18 protein-coding genes are annotated in these 21,845 nt (G+C 52.1%); 5 read left to right on the top strand and 13 right to left on the bottom strand.

What is annotated here, in order from left to right; translation table 11 throughout:
* Positions 1 to 628: 628 nt before the first annotated feature.
* Positions 629 to 2,986, top strand: coding sequence for a TonB-dependent siderophore receptor (locus RFN81_RS02755; RefSeq protein WP_264497680.1), 2,358 nt, complete (start codon positions 629 to 631; stop codon positions 2,984 to 2,986).
* 108 nt (positions 2,987 to 3,094) lie between these two features.
* Here RFN81_RS02755 and RFN81_RS02760 read toward each other — a convergent pair whose 3' ends face one another.
* From RFN81_RS02760 to RFN81_RS02800, 9 genes are read right to left on the bottom strand one after another with little or no spacing between them, the layout of a single operon-like run.
* On the bottom strand, positions 3,095 to 5,005 hold the full coding sequence (locus tag RFN81_RS02760) for a BglG family transcription antiterminator (RefSeq protein ID WP_264497681.1): 1,911 nt from the start codon (positions 5,003 to 5,005) through the stop codon (positions 3,095 to 3,097).
* 36 nt (positions 5,006 to 5,041) lie between these two features.
* A complete protein-coding gene (gene dagF, locus RFN81_RS02765; protein ID WP_264497682.1) occupies positions 5,042 to 5,779 on the bottom strand; it encodes a 2-dehydro-3-deoxy-phosphogluconate aldolase in 738 nt (245 codons plus the stop codon).
* Positions 5,776 to 6,894 (bottom strand): DgaE family pyridoxal phosphate-dependent ammonia lyase, encoded by a 1,119-nt coding sequence (locus RFN81_RS02770; RefSeq protein WP_264497683.1) that lies wholly within the window; start codon positions 6,892 to 6,894, stop codon positions 5,776 to 5,778. The genes dagF and RFN81_RS02770 overlap by 4 nt, the downstream gene beginning before the upstream one ends.
* Positions 6,878 to 8,011 (bottom strand): amidohydrolase/deacetylase family metallohydrolase, encoded by a 1,134-nt coding sequence (locus tag RFN81_RS02775; RefSeq protein WP_264497684.1) that lies wholly within the window; start codon positions 8,009 to 8,011, stop codon positions 6,878 to 6,880. Before RFN81_RS02775 ends, RFN81_RS02770 begins: the two co-directional genes overlap by 17 nt.
* A 41-nt stretch (positions 8,012 to 8,052) precedes the next feature.
* Complete coding sequence (locus RFN81_RS02780; protein WP_264497685.1) at positions 8,053 to 8,694, bottom strand: DUF4310 family protein; 642 nt, start codon at positions 8,692 to 8,694, stop codon at positions 8,053 to 8,055.
* Positions 8,695 to 8,703: 9 nt separating this feature from the next.
* On the bottom strand, positions 8,704 to 9,480 hold the full coding sequence (locus RFN81_RS02785) for a DUF4311 domain-containing protein (protein WP_264497686.1): 777 nt from the start codon (positions 9,478 to 9,480) through the stop codon (positions 8,704 to 8,706).
* 22 nt (positions 9,481 to 9,502) lie between these two features.
* Positions 9,503 to 9,802, bottom strand: a complete 300-nt coding sequence (locus RFN81_RS02790) for a DUF4312 family protein (protein WP_264497687.1) — start codon at positions 9,800 to 9,802, stop codon at positions 9,503 to 9,505.
* Between the two features lie 2 nt (positions 9,803 to 9,804).
* Positions 9,805 to 10,167: an SFCGS family glycine-rich protein gene (locus tag RFN81_RS02795; RefSeq protein ID WP_264497688.1), complete on the bottom strand. Its 363-nt coding sequence runs from the start codon at positions 10,165 to 10,167 to the stop codon at positions 9,805 to 9,807.
* 10 nt (positions 10,168 to 10,177) lie between these two features.
* Positions 10,178 to 10,498 (bottom strand): glycine dehydrogenase, encoded by a 321-nt coding sequence (locus tag RFN81_RS02800; protein ID WP_264497689.1) that lies wholly within the window; start codon positions 10,496 to 10,498, stop codon positions 10,178 to 10,180.
* Positions 10,499 to 10,940: 442 nt separating this feature from the next.
* Here RFN81_RS02800 and RFN81_RS02805 point away from each other — a divergent pair, with 442 nt between their 5' ends.
* The 3 genes from RFN81_RS02805 to RFN81_RS02815 all read left to right on the top strand — a co-directional run bounded on the left by RFN81_RS02805 (position 10,941) and on the right by RFN81_RS02815 (position 13,586).
* Positions 10,941 to 11,465, top strand: coding sequence for a sigma-70 family RNA polymerase sigma factor (locus RFN81_RS02805; protein ID WP_264497690.1), 525 nt, complete (start codon positions 10,941 to 10,943; stop codon positions 11,463 to 11,465).
* Entirely contained in the window at positions 11,462 to 12,406 is a 945-nt protein-coding gene (locus RFN81_RS02810) for a DUF4880 domain-containing protein (RefSeq protein WP_264497691.1), read from the top strand. Before RFN81_RS02805 ends, RFN81_RS02810 begins: the two co-directional genes overlap by 4 nt.
* 169 nt (positions 12,407 to 12,575) lie before the next feature.
* Positions 12,576 to 13,586, top strand: a complete 1,011-nt coding sequence (locus RFN81_RS02815) for an AI-2E family transporter (protein ID WP_264497692.1) — start codon at positions 12,576 to 12,578, stop codon at positions 13,584 to 13,586.
* A gap of 201 nt (positions 13,587 to 13,787) precedes the next feature.
* Here the strand turns inward: RFN81_RS02815 and RFN81_RS02820 are convergent, their stop codons facing one another.
* The gene (locus RFN81_RS02820) at positions 13,788 to 15,314 is read right to left on the bottom strand and encodes an MFS transporter (protein ID WP_264497693.1); all 1,527 of its coding nucleotides are present in this window, start codon (positions 15,312 to 15,314) and stop codon (positions 13,788 to 13,790) included.
* 391 nt (positions 15,315 to 15,705) lie between these two features.
* Between RFN81_RS02820 and RFN81_RS02825 the strand changes: the two genes are divergently transcribed.
* Positions 15,706 to 16,080, top strand: coding sequence for a hypothetical protein (locus RFN81_RS02825; RefSeq protein WP_264497694.1), 375 nt, complete (start codon positions 15,706 to 15,708; stop codon positions 16,078 to 16,080).
* 127 nt (positions 16,081 to 16,207) lie between these two features.
* Here the strand turns inward: RFN81_RS02825 and RFN81_RS02830 are convergent, their stop codons facing one another.
* From RFN81_RS02830 to nifJ, 3 genes are all read right to left on the bottom strand, one after another.
* Positions 16,208 to 17,248 (bottom strand): L,D-transpeptidase family protein, encoded by a 1,041-nt coding sequence (locus RFN81_RS02830; RefSeq protein ID WP_264497695.1) that lies wholly within the window; start codon positions 17,246 to 17,248, stop codon positions 16,208 to 16,210.
* A 183-nt stretch (positions 17,249 to 17,431) separates the two neighbouring features.
* Positions 17,432 to 18,229, bottom strand: coding sequence for a deaminated glutathione amidase (locus tag RFN81_RS02835; protein ID WP_264497696.1), 798 nt, complete (start codon positions 18,227 to 18,229; stop codon positions 17,432 to 17,434).
* 82 nt (positions 18,230 to 18,311) lie between these two features.
* Entirely contained in the window at positions 18,312 to 21,836 is a 3,525-nt protein-coding gene (gene nifJ, locus RFN81_RS02840; protein WP_264498857.1) for a pyruvate:ferredoxin (flavodoxin) oxidoreductase, read from the bottom strand.
* Positions 21,837 to 21,845 lie beyond the last annotated feature (9 nt).

Below are 21,845 nucleotides of genomic sequence, written 5' to 3' on the forward strand. Positions count from 1 at the left end.
TGACATTTCGTGTGCCTCGTTAGAATTTGTCAGCCACTATCCTATTTGCTACTCACCATCAGATCACATGTTGCACAGGTTTGCATAAGTAGCAGGTGAAATATGCGATTTTTAAATGCATAATAAGATAAAAAATTAATAAAAATAATATGTTGTATCTTATTTTGTTGCATATTAATGCATTTTATCTTTGATAGCGAAACGTTTCGCTATTATTATTTCCTTTGTTTTCCCGGTGCCGGAGAGAACGACGGGCCAGTGCGAGAAATATGATAAATGTTTCTGGAGTAATGATGACGTTATCGATACCGTCGCCCTCTTATTCCTTATAAAATAGAGGGATAATCTCCGTAATCGGCTCTACCCCGCCTGCCACCGTAGCGCTCTTTGAATTTGTGTTTAATAGAGTGCGTTCCCTCAATTAATGCGATCAGCCTAATAGTGGAACCTATCCCATTAGGGCTATGTTACTTGCCATTTTGGCCCTGGGCAGTTGCTCAGCAGAGGCTGTCTATCATCCTCCATGTTGTTAGCAGCATAATTATTTTCACTTTAAGTTCCCCTTTTGATGCTCTCCATTGGCATAGCCTGCGAATACACGTGTTTTGTCGGTGATAGGGGAACAATAATGGTTAAATTTCGTACCCATGTGTTGGTGCGTGCTTTACGTGCGGGAATACTGGGGGCATCGTTTGTCTCTGCTTTGCCAGTCGCGGCCTATGCGGCGTCGGTTCAACATTACGCCGTGCCTTCTGGCCCACTCAATCAGGTTCTTAATCAATTTGCCCAGCAGGCCGGGGTATTGCTTTCTTACGATCCGGCTATCGTCGCAGGTAAACGCGGAACCGGGTTGCAGGGAAACTACAGCGTTGAACAGGGTTTCCAGCAAATACTTGGCCAGAGTGGCCTGCGTGCGCAATACAGCGGCGATGGCAGTGTGGCACTTGTGCAGGATATCGCGAATGACCCCGTGTCTGCTGCGGCGCCTGCTGTCGCTAAAAATGATCGTATCGTCGTCACCGCGCCGCCGAATACCGCGCTGAAGCTGGATGTGCCGATTTCAGAAACGCCGCGGGCGGTTTCTGTGGTAACAGAAAAGCAAATCGAAGAGCGCGGTGCGCAAAAAATCGATCAAGCGTTACGCTATAGCAGCGGTGTGCTGGCGACGACCTACGGCCCAGATAACAAAGCGGAATGGGTGACCATCCGTGGATTTAGCGATCAGTCTCGTTTCCAAAATGGATTGGCTACGCTGAATGAAGACGGGTTTTACGGTCAACAGATTGAACCGTTCGGTGTTGAACGCATTGAGGTGCTGAAAGGTCCGGCCTCGGTACTGTACGGGCAGAACCCGCCAGGTGGCTTGGTTAACGTTATCACCAAACGGCCGACGCGCTTACCGCAAGGGAAAGTTGAGCTGGAATATGGATCTAACGATTACCGCCATCTGGCCGTTGATAGCGCTGGCCCATTAAATGATGATGGCTCGGTATTGTATCGCGTCGTGGCGCTGGCGCGCGACACCTCGGGGGAGATGGATTTCTCGAAGAGCAAACGTTTTTATCTCGCTCCCAGCGTCACCTTCCTCGGTGAAAATACCGAACTGACCGTGTTAGCCAGTTACATGGATACGAGATCCGATACGACCAATGGTTTTAAGCTGCCTTATGGTACGTTGCACAATACGCCGTTTGGCAAAGTCGGTTATACCACGTCGCTGGGTGAACCCGATATTAACCGCCACAATACCCGGCAACTCAATCTGGGCTATGAGTTTACCCATCATCTGAATGATACCTGGACCTTCCAGCAGAACCTGAATTACACCTATCTGAATTTGGATCTGCGCAATGTGTATGCGATGGCGATGGTGGATGAGCGTCATGCCAGTCGTGGCCTGACTTACCGTGATGGCTTTGCGCAAAACTGGGCCACGGATAACCGCCTGGTGGGTGAATGGCTGGGGGAAAAGATCGATAACACCCTCCTACTGGGCGTGGACTATCGGCGCGCCAATACACAAAGTCGCGACGCGAATCTGAGCGCATTCGGCGATCCTATTGATATTTTTAACCCCGTTTACGGTCATTATACGTCTCCGGACAGCCAGTTGTTCCAGCACCGATCCGGACGTCATCAAACCGGCTACTACGTGCAAAACCAGATCAAATATGATGAGCGTCTGATCTTCCTGCTCGGCGGGCGTTACGATGTGGCGAAGTCACGCGACCGTAATTTATCCTCTGGAGAGGATACGCGCACGGATGACACCAAATTTACCAAGGCCGCCGGGCTGATGTATCTGTTTGATAACGGCGTGTCACCCTATATCAGCTATTCGGAATCCTTCCTGCCCGTTGCGGGACGGGATGGTTATCAACGTCCTTATGTGCCGGAAGAAGGGCAGCAGGCGGAAATTGGTGTGAAATATACACCGGAAGGCTTTAACGGCTATGCCTCTGCCGCTTTGTTTAACCTGGAACAGAAAAACGTTAAAACCACCGATCCTAACAACCCAGGCCTTACGGTTCAGGCCGGGGAAGCGCGTTCACGCGGTTTGGAGCTTGAATTCAGCGGTGAGGTGTATACCGGGCTGACGCTGACGGCAAACTATACCTACAACGAAGTGAAGACGACGAAATCCGGCTCTGTTGGCGAAGTGGGTAAACGCCTGGTGGGATTGCCTGAACACATCATTTCAGGCTGGGCGAACTACGCCTTCAACGGCAAACTGGAAGGACTCAGTATTGGTAGCGGCGTGCGCTACGTAGGCAGCTCTTACGGCGATATCGCCAATTCGTCGGATATGAAAGTGCCAGCCTATACGTTATGGGATGCGATGATCGCCTATGATTTCAGCAAAGACTGGCGGTTGCAAATCAATGCGACCAATCTGGCGAATCATGAGTATGTCAGCGCCTGTAATTACTGGTGCTACTACGGCGAAGGGCGCAACGTCAGCGCAAATATCAGCTATCGCTGGTAATCTTTCGTCTTGAATATCAGAAGCCTGCGGGCTTCTATTTCGTAAAATCCGCGATAAATCCTCGCCCAGTGCGGGCGGGGATAAGCGATATCTGATGGAAGCCTTGAATTAAAAGCGGCTGACACATTCCATAGCGACCCTTTTGAAGGCGGCAAAATCTGTGCAGTGGCATAGTCTTGCGGTGGCGCGTTCGCGTAGGAATGTCACAAAGATATCGTAGATAGCGATCGCTTCTTCATACTCACGCTTGCTAATGGCCAGTAAAAAAATGACATGTGCTACCTCTTCTCCCCACTGAATCCCCTGTGGAGCCAGCACGGTGTAGACAACGGTTTTTTGCGCGAGCAGACCCAGAGAGTGAGGGAGGGCAATTCCTTCGCCAAACAGCGTGCTGACAATGGCTTCACGTTCTACGACAGAGTCGAAAAATTCCGCATCAACAAAGCCTTCATCGTATAACTGGCTGCAAAGCGTTTTAAACAGTGTTTGCTGATCGGTTGGGCCATCAATAATGCGGAAATGTATTGCGTCAAAATATTTATCTAGCATCCATGGTCGCGTTCTATCTACGAGAACGAGTTTACCAATCTGCTCTAACTGGTAGTCGGTGGGGAAGGGCGCGATAGTGACGATAGGTTTCCCTTTATCCCTGACGCGAGCGGTAGAAATGACGAAATCTTCGACAATATTTTCGCACTGCTCATAATCACGCAGCGTAACAGTGCGGGTAACCATAATTTGCGGATATTTACGCGAGAGTACCGCTTCGATCATCCGCACCATCGCGTTACCGGCATCACACACTAGCATGACCTGGGGCTGGCGCTGGTAGCCAATGTTGTAATGTCGCTCAAGTCCAACGCCGATATGCAACACTAAAAAGCCGACTTCATTTTCGTTAATCACATATGGCGTATATTTTCCCCAGCTTGAGACCGCGGCCAACGTCATATCCCATGCCATTGGATAATGTTGTTTGATATTTCCCAGCAGTGGGTTAGGAATCATTATCTGGTAGCGCACGCGGGTAATCATGGCTTTGATATGCGTCGAAAGATCGGCATGTAGTTGCGTATCATTTTGCAGGTTATAGCCATAGTGCCTATTAATGTAGCTAAGGAGATAATTGACCAGCGTCTCGTCATCATCGGCACTGATCACGCTGGGCACCAGATCTTGTACGCGCCGTCCGGCAATATGGACGCGCAGCCAGTGTTCTTCAGATGTCGCTAAGGGTTTTCCTGCTAACGGTTGTAGCGCTATCGCAATATCCCGCGCTGCATTACGCACGTTTTCATCGCCGTCTTCGGCCCTAAACTCCGACAGGGGGAACCCCTCGCGAATACGGCGAACTGTTACGGCACAATAGAGACGAATGAACCGTTCGCCCTCATCGGTCAGGCGAATATGATGGCGAGTAAAAACACGGTGCAGTATCGACGTTAATTGTGTCTGCACATCCTTGTTCAGCGCCGCGTCGGCGATGGGCGAATTTTGGCTATTTGGGGGCGTGAGTTCCCACAGTAAATCGGTCAGGCTGGCGCGTAGCGCCATTTCACTACCGAATAGCTTCATACCGTGACGCGGCCGCGCTTCCAACGTTAAGTTATAGCGGGAAAACCATTCTCGTACTTTTGTCATGTCATTTTGCAGCGTAGCGCGACTGACAAACCACTCCTCCGCGAGATCTTCAAGTTTGAGAGAGAACGGCGAGGTTAAAAAACGGAGCAGCATACATTGAACGCGTTCCGGCCCGCTGCGTGGCGTGTACAATGCCTGTGGGCATTCAAGCTGTAGGGCTTGATAACGCACGGCGTCGTCAATTTTTAGTTGATAACCGCTACCGCGGTTAAGAATAAATTGCGCGCCATGATGTGTCAGCAGCGTATTCAATGCGGTGATATCGGCCCGGACGGTACGCGTGGACACGGAGAGCCGCTGTGCCAATTCATCTTGCGGTAGTGTCTCGTTCTGCAACAGAATAAAGAGTTGAGTTAAACGTTGGTTAGGGAATCGCACGTTGCTCTCCTCGCGTTATCATCAGGGCCGGGGGCACTATACGCGTGCCTGAGTGAGTGCCAGCAATTGGCGAACATCTTCAGGGCGGGTGTTGCCGCTCGCCTTATCAATAATTGAGCTATAAATGTGAGGAATGATCTTGCTGACCCCGGCATCCAGCGCAATCTGCAAAATTTCTCCGTAGTTGTCCAGATCGATGCCCCCCGTTGGCTCCAGCCAGAAGTCATGACGCGCGCATGCCTCAGCGACCGCCTGATATTCTTCACGGTATTTCAACCCGGCCATGGGGAAATATTTAATGGAACTGCCACCCATATCCTTCAGCAATGCGATGGCGGTTTCTATCGGTACAATACCGTCCGCCGCCTGGCTACTGAGCGGCCCGGTAGAGATTTTAACCCACCCAACGGTTCCCGTGGGTGATACCAAGCCATTCACCACGGTGTCATTTTGCCCCAGCAGTGCCCGGCTGGTGGCGACGCCAGTAAACACCTGGTTAACGTGCTGGGGTTGTACTTCGCGGGAAATTTCGCTCACCATCGCCGACTGATTTGGATCCCCTGCGCCGAGCCCGATTGATAAGGCGTTATCGACACACTGCGCGTACTCGCGCATGTCGGCTACCGCAAGCGCCACGCTTGGATAATTTTTAGAAAGCACGCCAACGAGGACATGACCTTCGGCAGCGTCATAAACTGCACGAGCATTCGCTTTGCTACCGGCCAGCACGTTCAGGCACACGCGGTCGCGATAAAAGTTGGGCGTTAATTTCATACAATCGGTTCCTTATTTAATTCTTCGCCGATGCGATTGGCGATGATATCGAGTTGTTCAGCACTTACACTGCGCACATCGGCTTCGATCACCCCTTCATTCGCCTTATAGCCGCGAAAGTAAATCGCGTATTCACCTTGCTTTAGGGCGGCAATCAATTTGTCCGTTGCAATGCCTGTGACGGTCTCATCAAATGTAATTTCGCTACGCGCAATATCGCGTCCAGCGCTATCCCATACAACGCGTGCGCTGACGCCGTTGAACGTATTTAACTTGTGGATAAACGGCGTCATTTTTTCCACCATCTCCGCGCCGCTTTCTTTGATGGTGCTTAGATAGTGTTCAATGGCGCAAGTCAGGCCAAGAATGCCTTCTTTGCCGACTTTCATTGCACGTCCTATGCCCGTGCTCTGGCGTTTAACCCATGCGATATACTGTGTTTTACCGATGACCAGACCACTCGTGGGGCCTTCAATGGCCTTCGCTCCGCTATAAATCACCAAATCGGCACCGGCACGGTAGTAACTTTGTAGGTCTTCTTCAGCCGCCGCATCGACAATCAACGGTAAGTGATGCGCACGCGCTACCTCCACCGCTTGCTCAACACTAAGCATGCTTTTTTGTACGCAATGGTGTGATTTAACGTAAAGGATCCCCGCCGTACGTGGCGAGATCGCCGCCGCCAGTTGTGCGGCAGAGCATTCGTTAGCGTAGCCTGCTTCGATAACTTTCCCCCCGCCTAGCGCCACCATCGTGCCCACAGGGGCGCCAAAGTTGACGTTGTGTCCACGCGGTAGAATGATCTCGTTGTTTTCGATGAGGGTGTTATGCAGGTTTTCCAGTAACCAGTCACTATCCCGGACTAGCACGGCGGCCACCGATTGGGCAATGCCCGCCGAGGCGCAGGAAACGACCGTTGCCGCCTCTACGCCTAATAATTTGGCGATGTAGTCGCCCGTTTTATTGACCAGATCTTTCATTTCGAAGTAGTGATTCATGCCGTCAAGTACGGCTTGTGCGACTTCTGGACGTGGTGTGGATACGCCTAACACCGTCATGCGTCCAGAAGCGTTAATGACTTTTTTTAGTTGATATTTTTCATAAATTGAAGGCATGTTCTGCGCTCCCAAGTTCGGTCATATAGCCTTTCCCCGCGCGGATGGCGGCTAACGGCGTCAATAGTTGAGTGGCCTGTAGGCTGTTATTGTCTGCATCGGTAAAGAGAACTGACTGGCGACGGAGATCGAAAATAGTCAGATCGGCGTCATAGCCTACCGACAGCACGCCTTTACGGGGCAGATGTAGCCCTGCCGCGGCCTGGTTGGTGACGCAAGCAATCACCTGCGGCAAGGACATCCCGATGGAGAGAAATTTGGACATCACGTTAGCCAGCGAAAATACCGGGCCGTTAATTCGGTTGCGGCAATAGATATCGGAACTGATGGTCTGGGGAAAAATACCCTGACTTATCGCCTGCCGCGCCACAGCAAAGCTGAAACTGGCGCTACCGTGGCCGACGTCCAGACGGACGCCACGCTGGATGGCGTGCATGATTGATGCGCGTAGTTCACCCGATGGCGTGAGAATGCGATTCGGCTTACCGTTGTAGCAGTGGGTAATAATATCGCCAGCGGTCAGTAATCTGGCGATATCATCCAGGTCCGGTGGGGTGTTACCGATATGCACCATCAATGGCAGATTCCCATTCTCTTTCTGGAGCGCTTTCGCGCGCTTCAGCGGTGTAATCCCGTTATCACCGACCACGCTGCTACTCATCCGAGCTTTCAAACCAACGATAAAATTCGGATGGCGCTTTATCGCAGCACATGCCGCTTCAGCATCAATGTTCGCCATATCGGCCAACTCGTTCTGCGCGATCAGGCCCCGGCGCGAGATGTTCAGTAACGCATAGACTTCCGTCACGGCGTCGCGGGTGAGCGCGTAAAAGTCATCAACGTCGTCCGCGCCGGTGCTGCCCGCGTCGATGACGGTGGTGACGCCGGTGGCGATACCAACATTGTCTGGCTGGTCATGGTAAATCGGTGAATGTGGATAGCAATGCACATGAGAGTCAATCCAACCGGCGCTCACATAGTGTTTGCCATGTAAATCCACCGTTTTAAGCGCGGAACCTGCTATCGCGCCGAGTGCGGCGATCTTCCCATCCACGATGGCAATATCCGTCACGGTTTCATCCACCAGACGTGCCTGGCGTAGCAGTAAATCAAACATACTATTCTCCAGTTATCACCGTTGTTGAGATAGACGCAGAGTCATAACGCAATCGGGAAGAGGGAACCTAAAAGCATGGCGCCCAGGATTGCGCCGCCGGTGATGGGCTTTTGCCAGAGATAGAACAACAACGCGCCGATGAGTGAACCAATACCAATAGGAATAGAGGCGGTCATAGCACTAAGAATAATCAATGGGCCAAGGAAGCGGCCAGAGGCGTTACCGGCTCCCATCATCACATCTGCGCCATATGTTGAGTCGCTTTGATTGATGGTGAATTTACGCGCCAGAATGATCAGGTAACCAATGGCTAAACCAATAACGAGCCCCGTCACTAACGCGGCAATAAAGTTCTCCACCGGGAAAACAATGCCAGCGCCGAGCAGCAGTGCCGGAACACCGAGGCCGACTCCCGTCTGGATGGCGCCGCCGATATCAAGAATACCCACTAGCGAGCCTTCGATAATCCGAGCGAACAGGAAACTTGCGCCAAACGCCGCCACGGCACCGTAGACGCCGGTCTCCATCCCGGAACGCAGCATCGATACGAAGGCCACTTCGTTAAATGCGCCGATGCCGTAGAGGTAGTACATATGCGTTCCTGCGAACACGCCAGAGGAGAGCAGGCCGACAAAAATCGGAAATGACCAGTCGGCATACCAAAAGTTTTTATTTTGCTCCATTGCCTTTCCTTATTTGCCACTGAGTGCGTTGTGAATGAGTTCGAGCCAGTTTGGTGGGGTCAGATGAAAGGATTGAAGCACTTTGAGATCGAAGCCACGGAAAAAGGCGCTGAGGATAAAAAGGGCGACAATGGCGGCCATCATCACTTTTGTTACCCGGTTCCAGCCGCTTTCCTCTACGCCTTTACCGATCAAAATGCCCAGAACCAAGCCCGGTACGGCGTTCCCCATAATCAGCTGTGCCGCGCCGCCAAAAACGGTAGCCCAAAAGCCTGATTTCTTGCCGGCATCAATCGCCGCTAACCAGAAAATGACGGGCATGATGGTGTTCACCAGCAGGTTTGCAGCAGGCACCAGTACTTTTACCGCCGTCACCTGTAGCGCAGCCGGAACCGAAGAGGCGGTCAAATTAAGAAAGGTCACCACAATCATGCCTATCAGACCGCAGGCCACCGCCATCTTTTTCGGATCATGCAACGTTTCACCGACATGGCGATTTTTCATCATCAATGCGGCTGCCGCCCAGTTTGGGATAATGCGATGATCTACATCCTGAGTGAACGATCCCGCCGCAACAGACGACGCCCAGGCGTTAAAAAAGAATCCCAGCCCAAAGGAGAAGTGGGATGCGGGATCGCCTTCGCAAGCGTTTAGCTCGCCGAGCGTACGAAATGCGCCCATTCCCTGTGTGGTAGGCGCGTGAAACATGCGGGCGGCCCCAGCGCCGACACCGATGCCGACAAGGCCGCCGATGATGAGCGATTTTATTAAAATAATCAGGAACATTAGTCTGTCCTTGTAGTGAGAATCAGCGTGACGTGACAAAATCCACTTTATCGAGGTTGAGGGCGATGACGTTAACAGTCACGTCCAACTCCACACGGTATATGCGTTTTTCCCGGCGTAAAAAGAAGAATAAAAAAGCCTCTTTGCGTATCGATTCATTCGCATAAATGACCTGCACATCCTGTGGTTCTATGCGCAGTAAGATGTGTGGCGATGCGGCCATTACCGCAGCCTGTACATGATTTAATGCGTCTGAGAAGGCGCGGGTTTTCGCGTCACCATGGCCTTTAACCCTAACGGTGGTAGTGAACTGTTCTTTCATGGTTATGTGCCGTATTTTTTCAACCATGCCAGAACCAAACGCTCACCTAACTCCTCTTTATCCATAAAACCAAAGCCAAGTACTGTGCAACCTTCATTAATAGCGGTCACGCCTTCTTCCACGGAACGCATACCGTATTTGGCTTTATAGCCATACTTATTTTGTGCGGTGATGGCCCCGGCACCACCACTGCCACAAAATGAAATACCGAAGGTGGCGCCCTCTGCTTTCATCACGTCACCCAATTTCATATCAGCCGCGACGCCGGGTACGACGACCGCTCGGCCACCGGCTTTTTCTACCCCCGCCGCCACTTTTTGGCCTTTACCCAACCGATCGCCAATCACTACCGTAATTTGTCCCATTTTTTGCTCCTTAAGTGTTGTTTTTTGCTACCTCGAAATGGACGGATAACAGCCAGGCTTCTTCTTCTGGGAGGTTGCCAAACGCCGTTACTATTTCCTGGGCCAGGTTCATTGACGAGGGGGAAATCTCGTCGAACAGGCTGGCGTCTACGTCCGGCAACGGCTCACCGGTTACAGACCGATGGGCCATCGCCCGCACGTGGGAAGTCAACATCTGTTGCTGAACCGCATTCGGTACGATGTTGTGCTTGCCCAGCAAGCTATAGACTCGCGTTAGCATATGCTCGGCCAGCGTTGCTGTTTTCTCCGCCCGATTTCCAACGTTGTTCATTACTGCTCCGTTATTTACACGTTTACCACTACGAGTGGCTTCGGTTTAAAACTAACGCGGCGAGTTAATAGTTTGTAGCGAGGAATTTTCCGTTTCGAAGTGGAAAGGCTAATGCCTTTAGTGATATAAATCTAATTTATTGATTTTGTCGGATAATTAAACTGTTTTAATGATTAATTATGGATAAATATAATGATAAATGGCGAAATTAAAGAGGCTAAAAAAGTTTCATGTGAGATAAGAATTTGAAAAGTATAATATTTAGTTATGGCTGTGGCGAATTTTGGCCGCTATCAGGCGCTATGGGTTACCTCCTTTCTGCAAATTCCCTTGTCATGTCCTTATTTTCTTACCTAATTGGCATAACAAAAATGAATAGTCGTTGACTTTCTTGTTAATGATAATAAAAATCATTTCATTCTCGCCATGCTGAGTGAATGCTGTGAACCGTTCTGACGCTATCTGTCCTCATCAGTCTGACATATTGGATGTTCAACAGATTTATCAAGACCACCATACTTGGTTACAGTCGTGGTTGCGGCGGCGCTTAGGGTGTTCGCAGCAGGCCGCCGATCTGGCACAGGATACGTTTTTACGTTTGCTCTGCCAGCGTCAGGACGAGCGCATTCGAGAACCGCGCGCCTGGCTGACGACCGTAGCTCACGGTCTGGTGGTAAATCACTGGCGGCGAAAAGAGATTGAACATGCCTATCTGCGGGTGTTAGCGGAACAAGAATTCACGTTCTCCCCCTCGCTTGAGCACCAGGCTATGGTCGTCGATGCGCTGTTAGTCATCGATCGGATGTTGGCGACATTGCCCAGTAAAGTGCGTCAGGCATTCTTACTGGTGCATCTGGAGGGGCTAACGTATCGGCAGGTCGCAGAACGTTTGGCCGTATCCGAGCGGATGGTAAAAAAATATATGGCGCAGGCAATGCTGAGTTGCCTATTGTGTCAGGAGTTATGATTTCTTCTCTCTCGTCGTCTATTCCCAACGCTGTTTTTCATGCCGCCGCCGAGTGGTATGCCACGCTGTATGATGAAGCCTGTTCCGAAGACGATCGTCAGGCCTGGCAACAATGGTTGGCGCAGGACGAAAGCCATCGGCGTGCCTGGCAACGGGTCGAACAGATCCACGCCCGTTTTCATGCCGTAGACGGTCAGTTAGCCTCTTCGGTATTGGGCAAACGCGGCGCGCAACGGCGGCGTATATTAAAATTAGCCGCGTTTGCCTGCCTAACCGGTAGCGTGGGTTTTAGTCTGCCGTGGGAAAGTTACGCAGCCGATTATCGCACGGGAACGGGGGAAACACGTAAACTCAGCATCGAACCTGGTATGACTGTCTGGCTGAATACGGATTCGGCCCTGAATCAGCAAGGTAATCCGGCATTGTCCCAGCCGTTGACGTTTCAGTTACTTACCGGCGAATTGCTGCTAGACAACCAAACTACACGTGCTGTTCGGCTGACCACGCCGCATGGCGAACTCGCCGCAGCGCATTCCTGCCAGTTGGCTTTGCGCTATACCTCGGCGCAGAGTGTGCTCTCGGTGTTTAGCGGTGAGGTGATGTTAAAAGCGGCCCGATCCGCTGCACGGCGGGTGATGACGGGTCAGCAGATCATTTTTACTCACGATCGATGCAGCGAATCAGCACCCGTCGAGAATTTCCGCCAGAGTTGGCGCGAAGGTCAACTGGTCGCGGATAATATGCCGCTCGGGGCATTCATCGCGGAAGTGTCCCGCTATCATCATGGCTACTTTCATGTCGATTCCACCGTTGCGGCGTTGCGGATTTCGGGGGTGTTTCCGCTGCATGAAACCGATCGCCTGCTCAATGCCGTAGCACGAACTCTGCCGGTGAAAGTGACCCGGCGTTTTTCCTGGTGGATAGATATTCGTTCGCGTTAAATCACCGCTGGTATTTCGCCGATAACACGCCAAAATATTTCGCGCAGGATATTGCTCGCCGAGTAAACGTCAATCTGGTGCAGATATATCAATCTGTTAATAGCGAAAACGGCGTAACATACTCCCCAAGGCGTATTCTCAGCGTTGCTTCTTCATACGGGATGACATCATGCAGTTACTGAACCTGAAACAAGCTCGCCTATTGAGCTTTTTCTTTATTATGGGCGGCTTGCTCGTCTTGCTGCCCTTACGCCTATTGGCCTGTTTCATCGCGGGCTTTCTGGTGTATGAAATTGTGAATTTACTGACCCCTTATTTTCAACGTGTTATCAGCGGTAAACGTGCACGGTGGATTGTCGTTGCGGTGATCAGTACCCTCGTTGTGAGCCTATTGAGTTTATTATTTGGCAGCCTGGTTGGGTTGCTAATGCAGGAAATGAAGGATACGACGGCGTTTAATCTGCGTATCGGCTACATCCTTAATGATATCCAACAGCAGATCGCCCACTATCTGCCTGGATATCTGCCAGTCAGTATTGAAGAACTTCAGCACGAGTTCTTACAGTGGGTTCAAGAGCATATTGTGATGTTGCAAAACATGGGAAAAAGCTTCCTGCATGGATTTGTGACGATGTTAATCGGTATGGTGCTTGGCGTGATCGTGTCGCTTTATAACGTCGATCAGGACACGGAAAAACCGCTGCTTAAAGCGGAGTTAATGCGTCGGGTGACGTTACTGTCGGCATCATTCCGCAATATTGTTTTCGCTCAGGTCAAAATTTCCGTAGTGAATACGGTGTTGTCCGCTATTTTTATTCTCGGTGCGCTACCCTTGTTCGATGTTCACCTGCCGTTCGCCAAGACGCTGGTGGTACTCACCTTTATTTTTGGCCTGCTTCCTGTCATCGGGAATCTGATTTCCAACTCCATTGTTTTTCTCTCGGGCTTATCGCTTTCGCTACCGATTGCGCTGGTTGCGCTGGTGTATCTGATGCTGATTCATAAGTTAGAGTATTTTCTGAATGCGCAAATTGTCGGATCGAGGATCAAAGCGCATGCCTGGGAAATTCTCTTGGCGATGTTGGTGTTTGAGGCGGCATTTGGTTTATCTGGCGTGATTGCTGCGCCGATATACTACGCTTACCTGAAAAGTGAACTGAAAGAAGCCGCTTTGATTTAAGGGCTGCGTTGGCGAGAAGGGGCTACGGAGGGTGTAAAAGATGACCCTCTTGTTCGTACCGCGCAGGACGCGCTCATTGCTCTAAAAATCAAGGGATATTAAGCGTACCTGATAAATGAATCAGCCCAATGAGTATGGGCTGATTTTTTCAGTGATGCGGTTTTTTAATCGCTAACGCGGGTAATCAGCGATTGTGTTCAATCAATGATGCAAGGGCGCAACCTGCGGTTCGTCCTCTTCAGGTTTCACGCCTAACGGGTTGTTACCCCAGCATTTTTCGTATTCCCAGCCTGTTAACTCTTCAGCAACGGCACGAGCGTGCGGCGGGATATCGGCCAGCGCGCCGCCTGCTTTGACGCGAGCAATCTCTTCCAGCAGGATACCGTGATTCTTACGATCCAACTTCATTTGCGTGGTGTAGTAAATCGCCACCAGAGAAAGCCCGATAACCCCTAGCGAGAACACGCCAACGATCGCCTGAACGGCAGATTCCGGCTGTGCCGAGTGGCCAGAAACAAAGCCGAACTGACTCAATGTCCACCCCATCGCGAAGACAATAACAGAGCGTATCATTTTACCGGCGAAGGTCATGGCACCGGCATAGATTCCCTCACGCCGCCGCCCGGTAAGCACTTCATCCACATCGGCCAGGAAGGTATAGACCGTCCAGGGAATGTAGTAAATCCCGCCAGTGCTCAGGCCAAATACTGCGGTAATGGCGAACAGCACAAAGATGGTCATATCTTCTGACCAGTTAGTGAAATAGAGTACGGCATAGGCCAGCACGCTGACAATGACAACCATTAGCGCCAGGCGGAACGGCCGTGCAAAGCCCATTTTTACGCAGATACCAATGAAGGCGGCGGTAGAAATAAGCTGCATAACGGAACTGAAGCTATTGAGGTGTGATACCAGCGCGGTGTTCTGCTGTAGACCAAAGACGATGAAGTAGGTAAACGAGGAAGCGAACAGCCATTCAGCGCCAAAGCCAAACAGGTACATGCCCAAGTGTTTGCGGAAAATGCGCAGGCGAAAGGTGGACGCCATATCCACGCTCAGCTTTTTCATGGCTTGCCACAGGCTGGAAGTACTTTCGCGGACGATTTCGTTGACCGGACGCTCCCACGATGTGGTATACAGCGCGATCATTGCTGCGCACATAATAGCGCCATAGACCAGTCCGGTGTAGAAGAATGGCGTCGCAGAATCTTTACCGTAGATGGCAATAAACTGACCAGGGATAAATGCCCCCAGGAAGTTAGCGATTTTACCGAAGATAGCCTTGGAACCCGTCAACTTGGAACGCAGTTTGAAGTCAGAGGTCATTTCGGTCGCTAACGTTTCATATGGCACCATGATCGAGGTATAAATCAGCTCGAACATCACGTAAGTCGTCAGATAGTACCAGAAGCCAAAGCCATCTACCCATAACATGGGGTAGACCAAAACTAGCGGTATGCCCAGCAAAATAAAGAAACGCCGGCGGCCAAACAGGCGACCAACCCGGGTATTGTAGAAGTTATCGCTGATGTAGCCCATGACGGGGTTACTGATAGCATCGATGATGCTAGCGACGGAAAAAATAGCGGCAGCTTCCACCAATGTTAATCCACAAAATGTGGTGTAGAAATACATTAGCCATGCGCCGCTAATCGCGAGCGCGCCGCTGCCAAGCAGGTTTGCGCTGCCGTAACAGAAGGTATGTGTAAAAGAGATTGGTTTATTCATGATCAGCCTAATTATAAATATGAAACAATATTTCAGTTCATTTGAACTATCATTTCTTTATAATTTTCCCTTACGAAAAAAATGTAAACTGGTGATCACGATTTCGAGCGATTTTAATCACGATCTGTCATATCGATCATGAAATAAGATATTTTAATTTGCTTTTTTTTATTTTTTGATGATCGGTTTATGTGGTTAATTTACAGAACGTGTAGGTTTGTTACAGCGGCGCGGAATCTACGGCTGGTAGCGCCCAAATCCCGCGCAGTGATAGTCGAATCACCTCACAAATCGGGCACATAAATGACATAACGCGTTGACCTCCGTGAGAGAATGTCGTCATCATCGCGGCCAGTGCCTTTTGTCAAATTCTCTTATCAGGAGCCGAAACGTGAGTCATTTGCTGGTCTACGCCATCATTTATGTATTTTTTATTGCCGTGGTTGGGCTGTTTGCTTTTCAGGCGTGGCTACCCTCATCCGCTCCTCGTGGGTTGAGAGATCGCCTGGGTATTCTGGTCGGCGTGTTGCGCTGCGCCACACTGTTTCTAGTGGTTTCCGCATTGCAGATTTTGTTTCCTAATTCTCTGCTGGATAAGCTCGTCTGGCTCGTTGCCGTAGCGATCTTGATCATCGCGTTTATCGGCGCGTGCATGAGCTGGTCAGCACTACCGTGGCTGGATGGGACCAAAGGGAAAAGCCGCACGTTGGCGTTAAGCGTTCAAAGTGCGGTATGCCTTGTAGTGCTTGGGTTTATGGCGATTTAACGCTTTGTACCCGCGCGGCTATTGTCGTGAGAAATCGGACGTTGACAGGACAGCCGCTGGTAACGATAAGCGTGAGTGAATGTAGTCAGCGTTGGAAACCTAAATCGGTTTCCAACACAGAGTACCATTACGAACGGTTTACGTCGGCGGCGATATCGCCAACAGGTGCGGCATTTTGCTCCGCATTGAGGCTATCTTGGGGGGCGGCAGCCGATTCAACGGGTATGGCTGGCGTGATGGGCTCGGCTGGCCCGTTGATTTTGGTCGGCATACCTGAACGCCTTTGAATTGCCTGATCCACTTCACGGGTATTAACGCTGGCATCGGCGATCACCTTGGCCACGTTGGGCGGGATGGTGATCGGCGCCGGGGAATCGGAGTGGAATTCTTCAACGGTACGGGATAACGGGTTGTGCACCTCAATATAGCGTGAACCGTCCGGTTCAACGGTGGCTTTCACCGGTTCATTAATGAACTGCACGCGTGTACCGACAGGGACGTGGTCGAACAGATATTTAATATCATCGGCACGAAGGCGAACGCAGCCGTGGCTGACGCGCAGACCAATGCCGAAGTTAGCGTTGGTGCCATGGATCGCATACAGATTGCCAATGTACAACGCATACAGCCCCATAGGGTTATCCGGGCCTGCCGGGAACACTTTAGGCAGCGTTTCGCCACGCGCGGCGTATTCTGCGTGCATCTTCGCGGTCGGCGTCCAGGTCGGATTGGCCTTTTTACGTTTAACCGAGGTTATCCAGTTAATCGGCGTGTCTTTACCTAACTCACCAATCCCGATTGGCAACACGACAACGGTTTTGGAGCCCTTCGGGTAGTAGTACAGACGCATTTCTGCGCTATTGATAACAATGCCCTCACGCGGCGCGTCTGGCAAAATCAACTGATGTGGGATCACCATCTTACTGCCAGGCGCGGGCAAATAAACATCCGCATCGGGATTCGCTTCCATCATGTTGCTCAGCCCCATTTGAAACTGGGCAGCAAAATGCTCTAAGGGTTGGGTGCTATCTTCCGGTACGGTAATTTCGATATTCTCGCCTATCAGTCGGCTGTTAGCCGCAGGCAAAGGATAAACGACGGCAGACGCGGCCTGGCTGAAGGTGGCGGCGGCAAGAACTAACATCATAAGGATCGCGCGAATACTCATTTTCGTTTCTTAATTTGAGTGGTAAATGCACCTCCCGAAAACTGGGAGGCTAGCCTGCTAAGGTCGAGATGACCGGATGCGCATTATATGTGCACAATGGCCCTGGAGGGAAACAACATGTGTAACTAATCACACTTTTTAGCGCCCTAAAACGAAAGACTACCATTTAGCGTGTGCCACGATTCAATCTTCTCCCTCTAACATCGGTTTGTTAAAGCGTCGATTGGCGAGCACCGGGAGATGCCGACGGGCATACGCGAGCCGTTCACGATCGATATCGGCATAAACCAGCGCCGGGGTTTCCGGCGCTTGAACCACGACAACGCCTAACGGATCGACGACCATGCTGTTGCCGATATTCTTAGCGCCGCATTCGCCGACGGCGACCAGATATACGGTGTTTTCCAACGCCCTGGCACGCACCAACAGTTCCCAATGCGCCTCTTTCAACGGCCCTTTGATCCAGGCGGAAGGGAGGACGAGTACCTCGGCGCCGTCCAGCGTCAGGCGGCGGGCAAGTTCTGGGAAGCGAACATCATAGCAGGTCATCAACCCGACCTTTAACCCCGCGATGGTCAACAGCGGTGGAACCGCTGTTCCTGCCAGTACGTTTTCCGATTCTTGTACGGAAAACGCATCGTAGAGATGCAATTTCCGATATTGCGCGACGATCTCGCCATCGCGCAGCGCCAGCAGCGTATTCCAGACTTTCCCCGCGCCATTGGGAATGTGTACGCACAGTATGGTCGTTAGGTCGTTGCCTTTGCTGGCTGCCAGCAGATGCGAAATAAACGGCCCCTCTAGCGGCTGCGCGGCGGTGAGCACCAGATTGGGATCGGTGATATCGCGCGCCAGCACGCCTTCCGGCAACACCAGCAGGTCGGCGCTATTTTGCTGTGCCAACAACATCAATTCAGCGATGGTTGTGGCGTTTTGTTGCCACTCGCGCTCAACGGCGAATTGCCCCAGTGCAACTTTCATGCTTCTTCCTCTCTGTCCCAATCTGCGATTTACCTTGCAATGCGCGAGCTATGACGTCAAGCATCAGGTAATCTACTGTTTGTCACTCCTGCACCGCCTTGCCCGCCATGGTGCTCAGGAAATCAAAGCGGCGGCGCAGATCCTCTTCGGCCTCTTCATAGAGCCGCACGGTGTCTTCCGGCATCATGCTATTCAAACGGCGGAAGCGCTGCTCTTTTAGTAGCGTTTCACTCAGGCTACTTGATGGCGGACGAGAATCGGTCACCAGCGCCGGTTTCCCCTCTTCTAAGCGACGCGGATCGAAGCGGTAGAGCGGCCAGAAACCGGTAGCGGTTAACTGACGCATCTGATCGTGACTGAATGCCAGATCGTAACCGTGTTCTTCACACGGGCTGTACGCAATAATCAGTGACGGACCCGGCCAGGCTTCTGCTTCCTGAATCGCTTTCACCGTCTGGTTCAACTGCGCGCCCAGTGAGATTTGCGCGACGTACACGTGGCCGTACATCATGACGTTGATGCCGAGATCCTTACGGGCTTTGCGTTTGCCTTTCTCTCCAAATTTGGTCACTGCGCCCAGCGGCGTCGCCTTGGACTGTTGGCCGCCGGTGTTGGAGTAACACTGGGTATCCAGCACCAGTACGTTGACGTTTTCGCTCAGGCTCATGACTTGATCCAGACCGCCATAGCCGATGTCATACGCCCAGCCATCGCCGCCAATCAGCCAGATGGATTTATCGACAAAGTGGTCGGCTTCGTTCGCCAGTTCGGCGGCATCGGCATCATTGATGGTCGCCAGCAATCCACGGAGTTGTTCGATTTGCTGGCGGCGTAGATCGGGCGCGATAGACGCTTCTTGCAATGCGCTCACCAGATCCGACGGCAGTTGCGGGGCCAGCTTGTTGAGCAGGCGCACGGCGCGTTGACGGTGCTGATCAACACTCAGGCGGAAGCCCAGACCGAATTCGGCGTTGTCTTCGAACAAGGAGTTTGCCCAGGCGGGGCCGCGACCGTTGGCATCGGTAGTCCACGGCGTGGTTGGCAGATTACCGCCATAAATGGACGAACAGCCCGTGGCGTTAGCGACCAGCAGACGATCGCCATAGAGTTGCGTCAACAGCTTGATGTACGGCGTTTCACCACAGCCGGAACAGGCTCCGGAATATTCGAACAGCGGCGAAATGAGCTGAGAAGTACGGATATCGATCCGTTCCAGCGTCGATTTATCGATTTCTGGCAAGTGGAGGAAGAAGTCAAAGTTCTCTTTCTCCGTCGCCAGATTATCCAGACGGGATGCCATATTGATGGCTTTGATTTGCGGGTTCTGCCGGTCTTTCGCCGGGCAGACCTCCACGCACAGGTTACAGCCGGTACAGTCTTCGGGCGCAACCTGCAACACATATTTCTGGCCGCGCATGTCGCGCGCTTTCACATCCAGCGATTGCAGTGACGCCGGCGCATTCTCCATCGCCTCAGGGGGAACGACTTTGGCGCGGATAGCCGCGTGCGGGCAGGCGGCAACACAGTGGTTACACTGCGTACAGATCTGCGGTTGCCATAACGGAATGGCTTCCGCGATATTACGTTTTTCCCACTGAGTCGTACCTGTAGGCCAGGTGCCATCGGGCGGCAGGGCGGAAACGGGCAGTGTATCACCCAGGCCCGCCAACATGGTCGCGGTAACGGTTTTGACAAAATCGGGCGCGGCATCGGACACTACCGGCGGGCGCTGTGGGCTGTCTGGGTTGACGGCCTGCCGTGGCACTTCAGCCAGCGCGTCTAATGTGGCGCTCAGCGCCTGCCAGTTGCGCTCAACCAGTTCCTGACCTTTACTGCCATAGCTTTTGGCGATAGCGCTACGCAGTTTTTCCACAGCTACATCGGCTGGCAGAATTTGTGACAGATGGAAAAACGCCATCTGCATGACGGTGTTGATGCGCGCGCCCAGATGGCATTCGCGGGCAATCTTGGCGGCGTTGATGCAGTACACACGGGCGTTGCGCTGGTTTAACTCTGCCTGCACTTCCTGTGGTAAACGGTGCCACAAATCATCGCTGCTATACGGCGAGTTGATCAGGAAAACGCCGCCGGGCTTTAAGCGTTCGACCATGTTGTATTTGTCGATAAACTGCCACTGATGACAGGCAACAAAATCGGCTTGATCAATCAGATAAGCTGAGTTAATCGGATGTGAACCTACGCGCATATGGGAAACGGTGAGGCTACCGGCTTTCTTCGAGTCGTAGACAAAGTAGCCTTGCACAAACATCGGCGTGGTTTCCCCGACGATTTTTATCGCATTCTTGGTGGCAGAAACGGTGCCGTCACTGCCCAGCCCATAGAACAGCGCTTCAAGCGAGGCGTTAGCAGGGAAATGCTGTTGCGGCAGCGGCAAAGAGAGGTGGGTGACATCGTCATAAATCCCCACGGTAAAGCGTGGTCGTGGGTTGGCAAGCGCTAACTCACTAAAGATGGCCAGTACGCACTGCGGAGTAAATTCTTTGGAAGATAGCCCATAACGCCCGCCAATCACGCGCGGCATAAGTGAACGCTCACCTACGGAATATGCCTCAGCCAGCGCAGTCATCACATCAAGGTATAGCGGTTCGGCTTGCGCACCCGGTTCTTTGGTGCGATCCAGTACCGCAATCCGCGTCGCCGTTGACGGAATAGCGGCCAGCAGGTGCTTGGCGGAGAAGGGACGATACAAACGGATTTTCACTACGCCGACTTTATCGCCGCGCATCAATAACGTATCGACCACTTCTTCACAGGTGCCGACACCCGATCCCATGAGGATGACGATTTTGGTCGCTTCCGGGTGGCCGTAATATTCGAACGGCTGATACTGGCGACCGGTGGCAGCCGCGAACGCGTTCATCGCTTGCTCAACGTGGTCATATGCTGCGTTATACCAGGGATTAGTGGCTTCGCGCGCCTGAAAGAAGGTATCTGGGTTTGATGCCGTACCGCGGATCACCGGGCGTTCCGGTGTAAGCGCTCGCTCACGGTGTGCATCAATTGCCTGCTGTGGTAGAAGCTGGCGGATCGTTGCATCGCTCAGTGGCTCAATCTTATTGATTTCGTGTGACGTGCGGAAGCCGTCAAAGAAATGGATAAACGGCAAACGACTATTCAGGCTGGCGATCTGGGCGATCAGAGCAAAATCCTGCGCCTCCTGCACGTTGCTGGCGCACAGCATGGCGCAACCCGTCTGACGCACGGCCATGACGTCAGAATGATCGCAGAAGATAGAAAGCGCATGGGTGGCGACCGTACGGGCCGCGACGTGCAGGACGAACGGAGTGAGCTCACCCGCCAGCTTATACAGCGTGGGGATCATGAGCAGCAGCCCCTGCGATGAGGTAAAGGTGGTCGCGAGGGAGCCGGTCTGTAATGCGCCGTGAACGGTCGCAATCGCGCCGCCTTCCGATTGCATTTCCACCACGCGCGGCGTGTCTCCCCAGATATTCGTTCCGCCTTCACTCGACCAGGCGGAAGCCTGTTCAGCCATACTGGAACTCGGGGTGATGGGATAGATGGCGATGACTTCATGGGTTCGCCAGGCTACAGAGGCGACTGCGTTATTACCGTCGGTGGTGATCATGACTACTAC

It is taken from the genome of Pectobacterium cacticida (assembly GCF_036885195.1).
Lineage (GTDB): Bacteria > Pseudomonadota > Gammaproteobacteria > Enterobacterales > Enterobacteriaceae > Pectobacterium > Pectobacterium cacticida.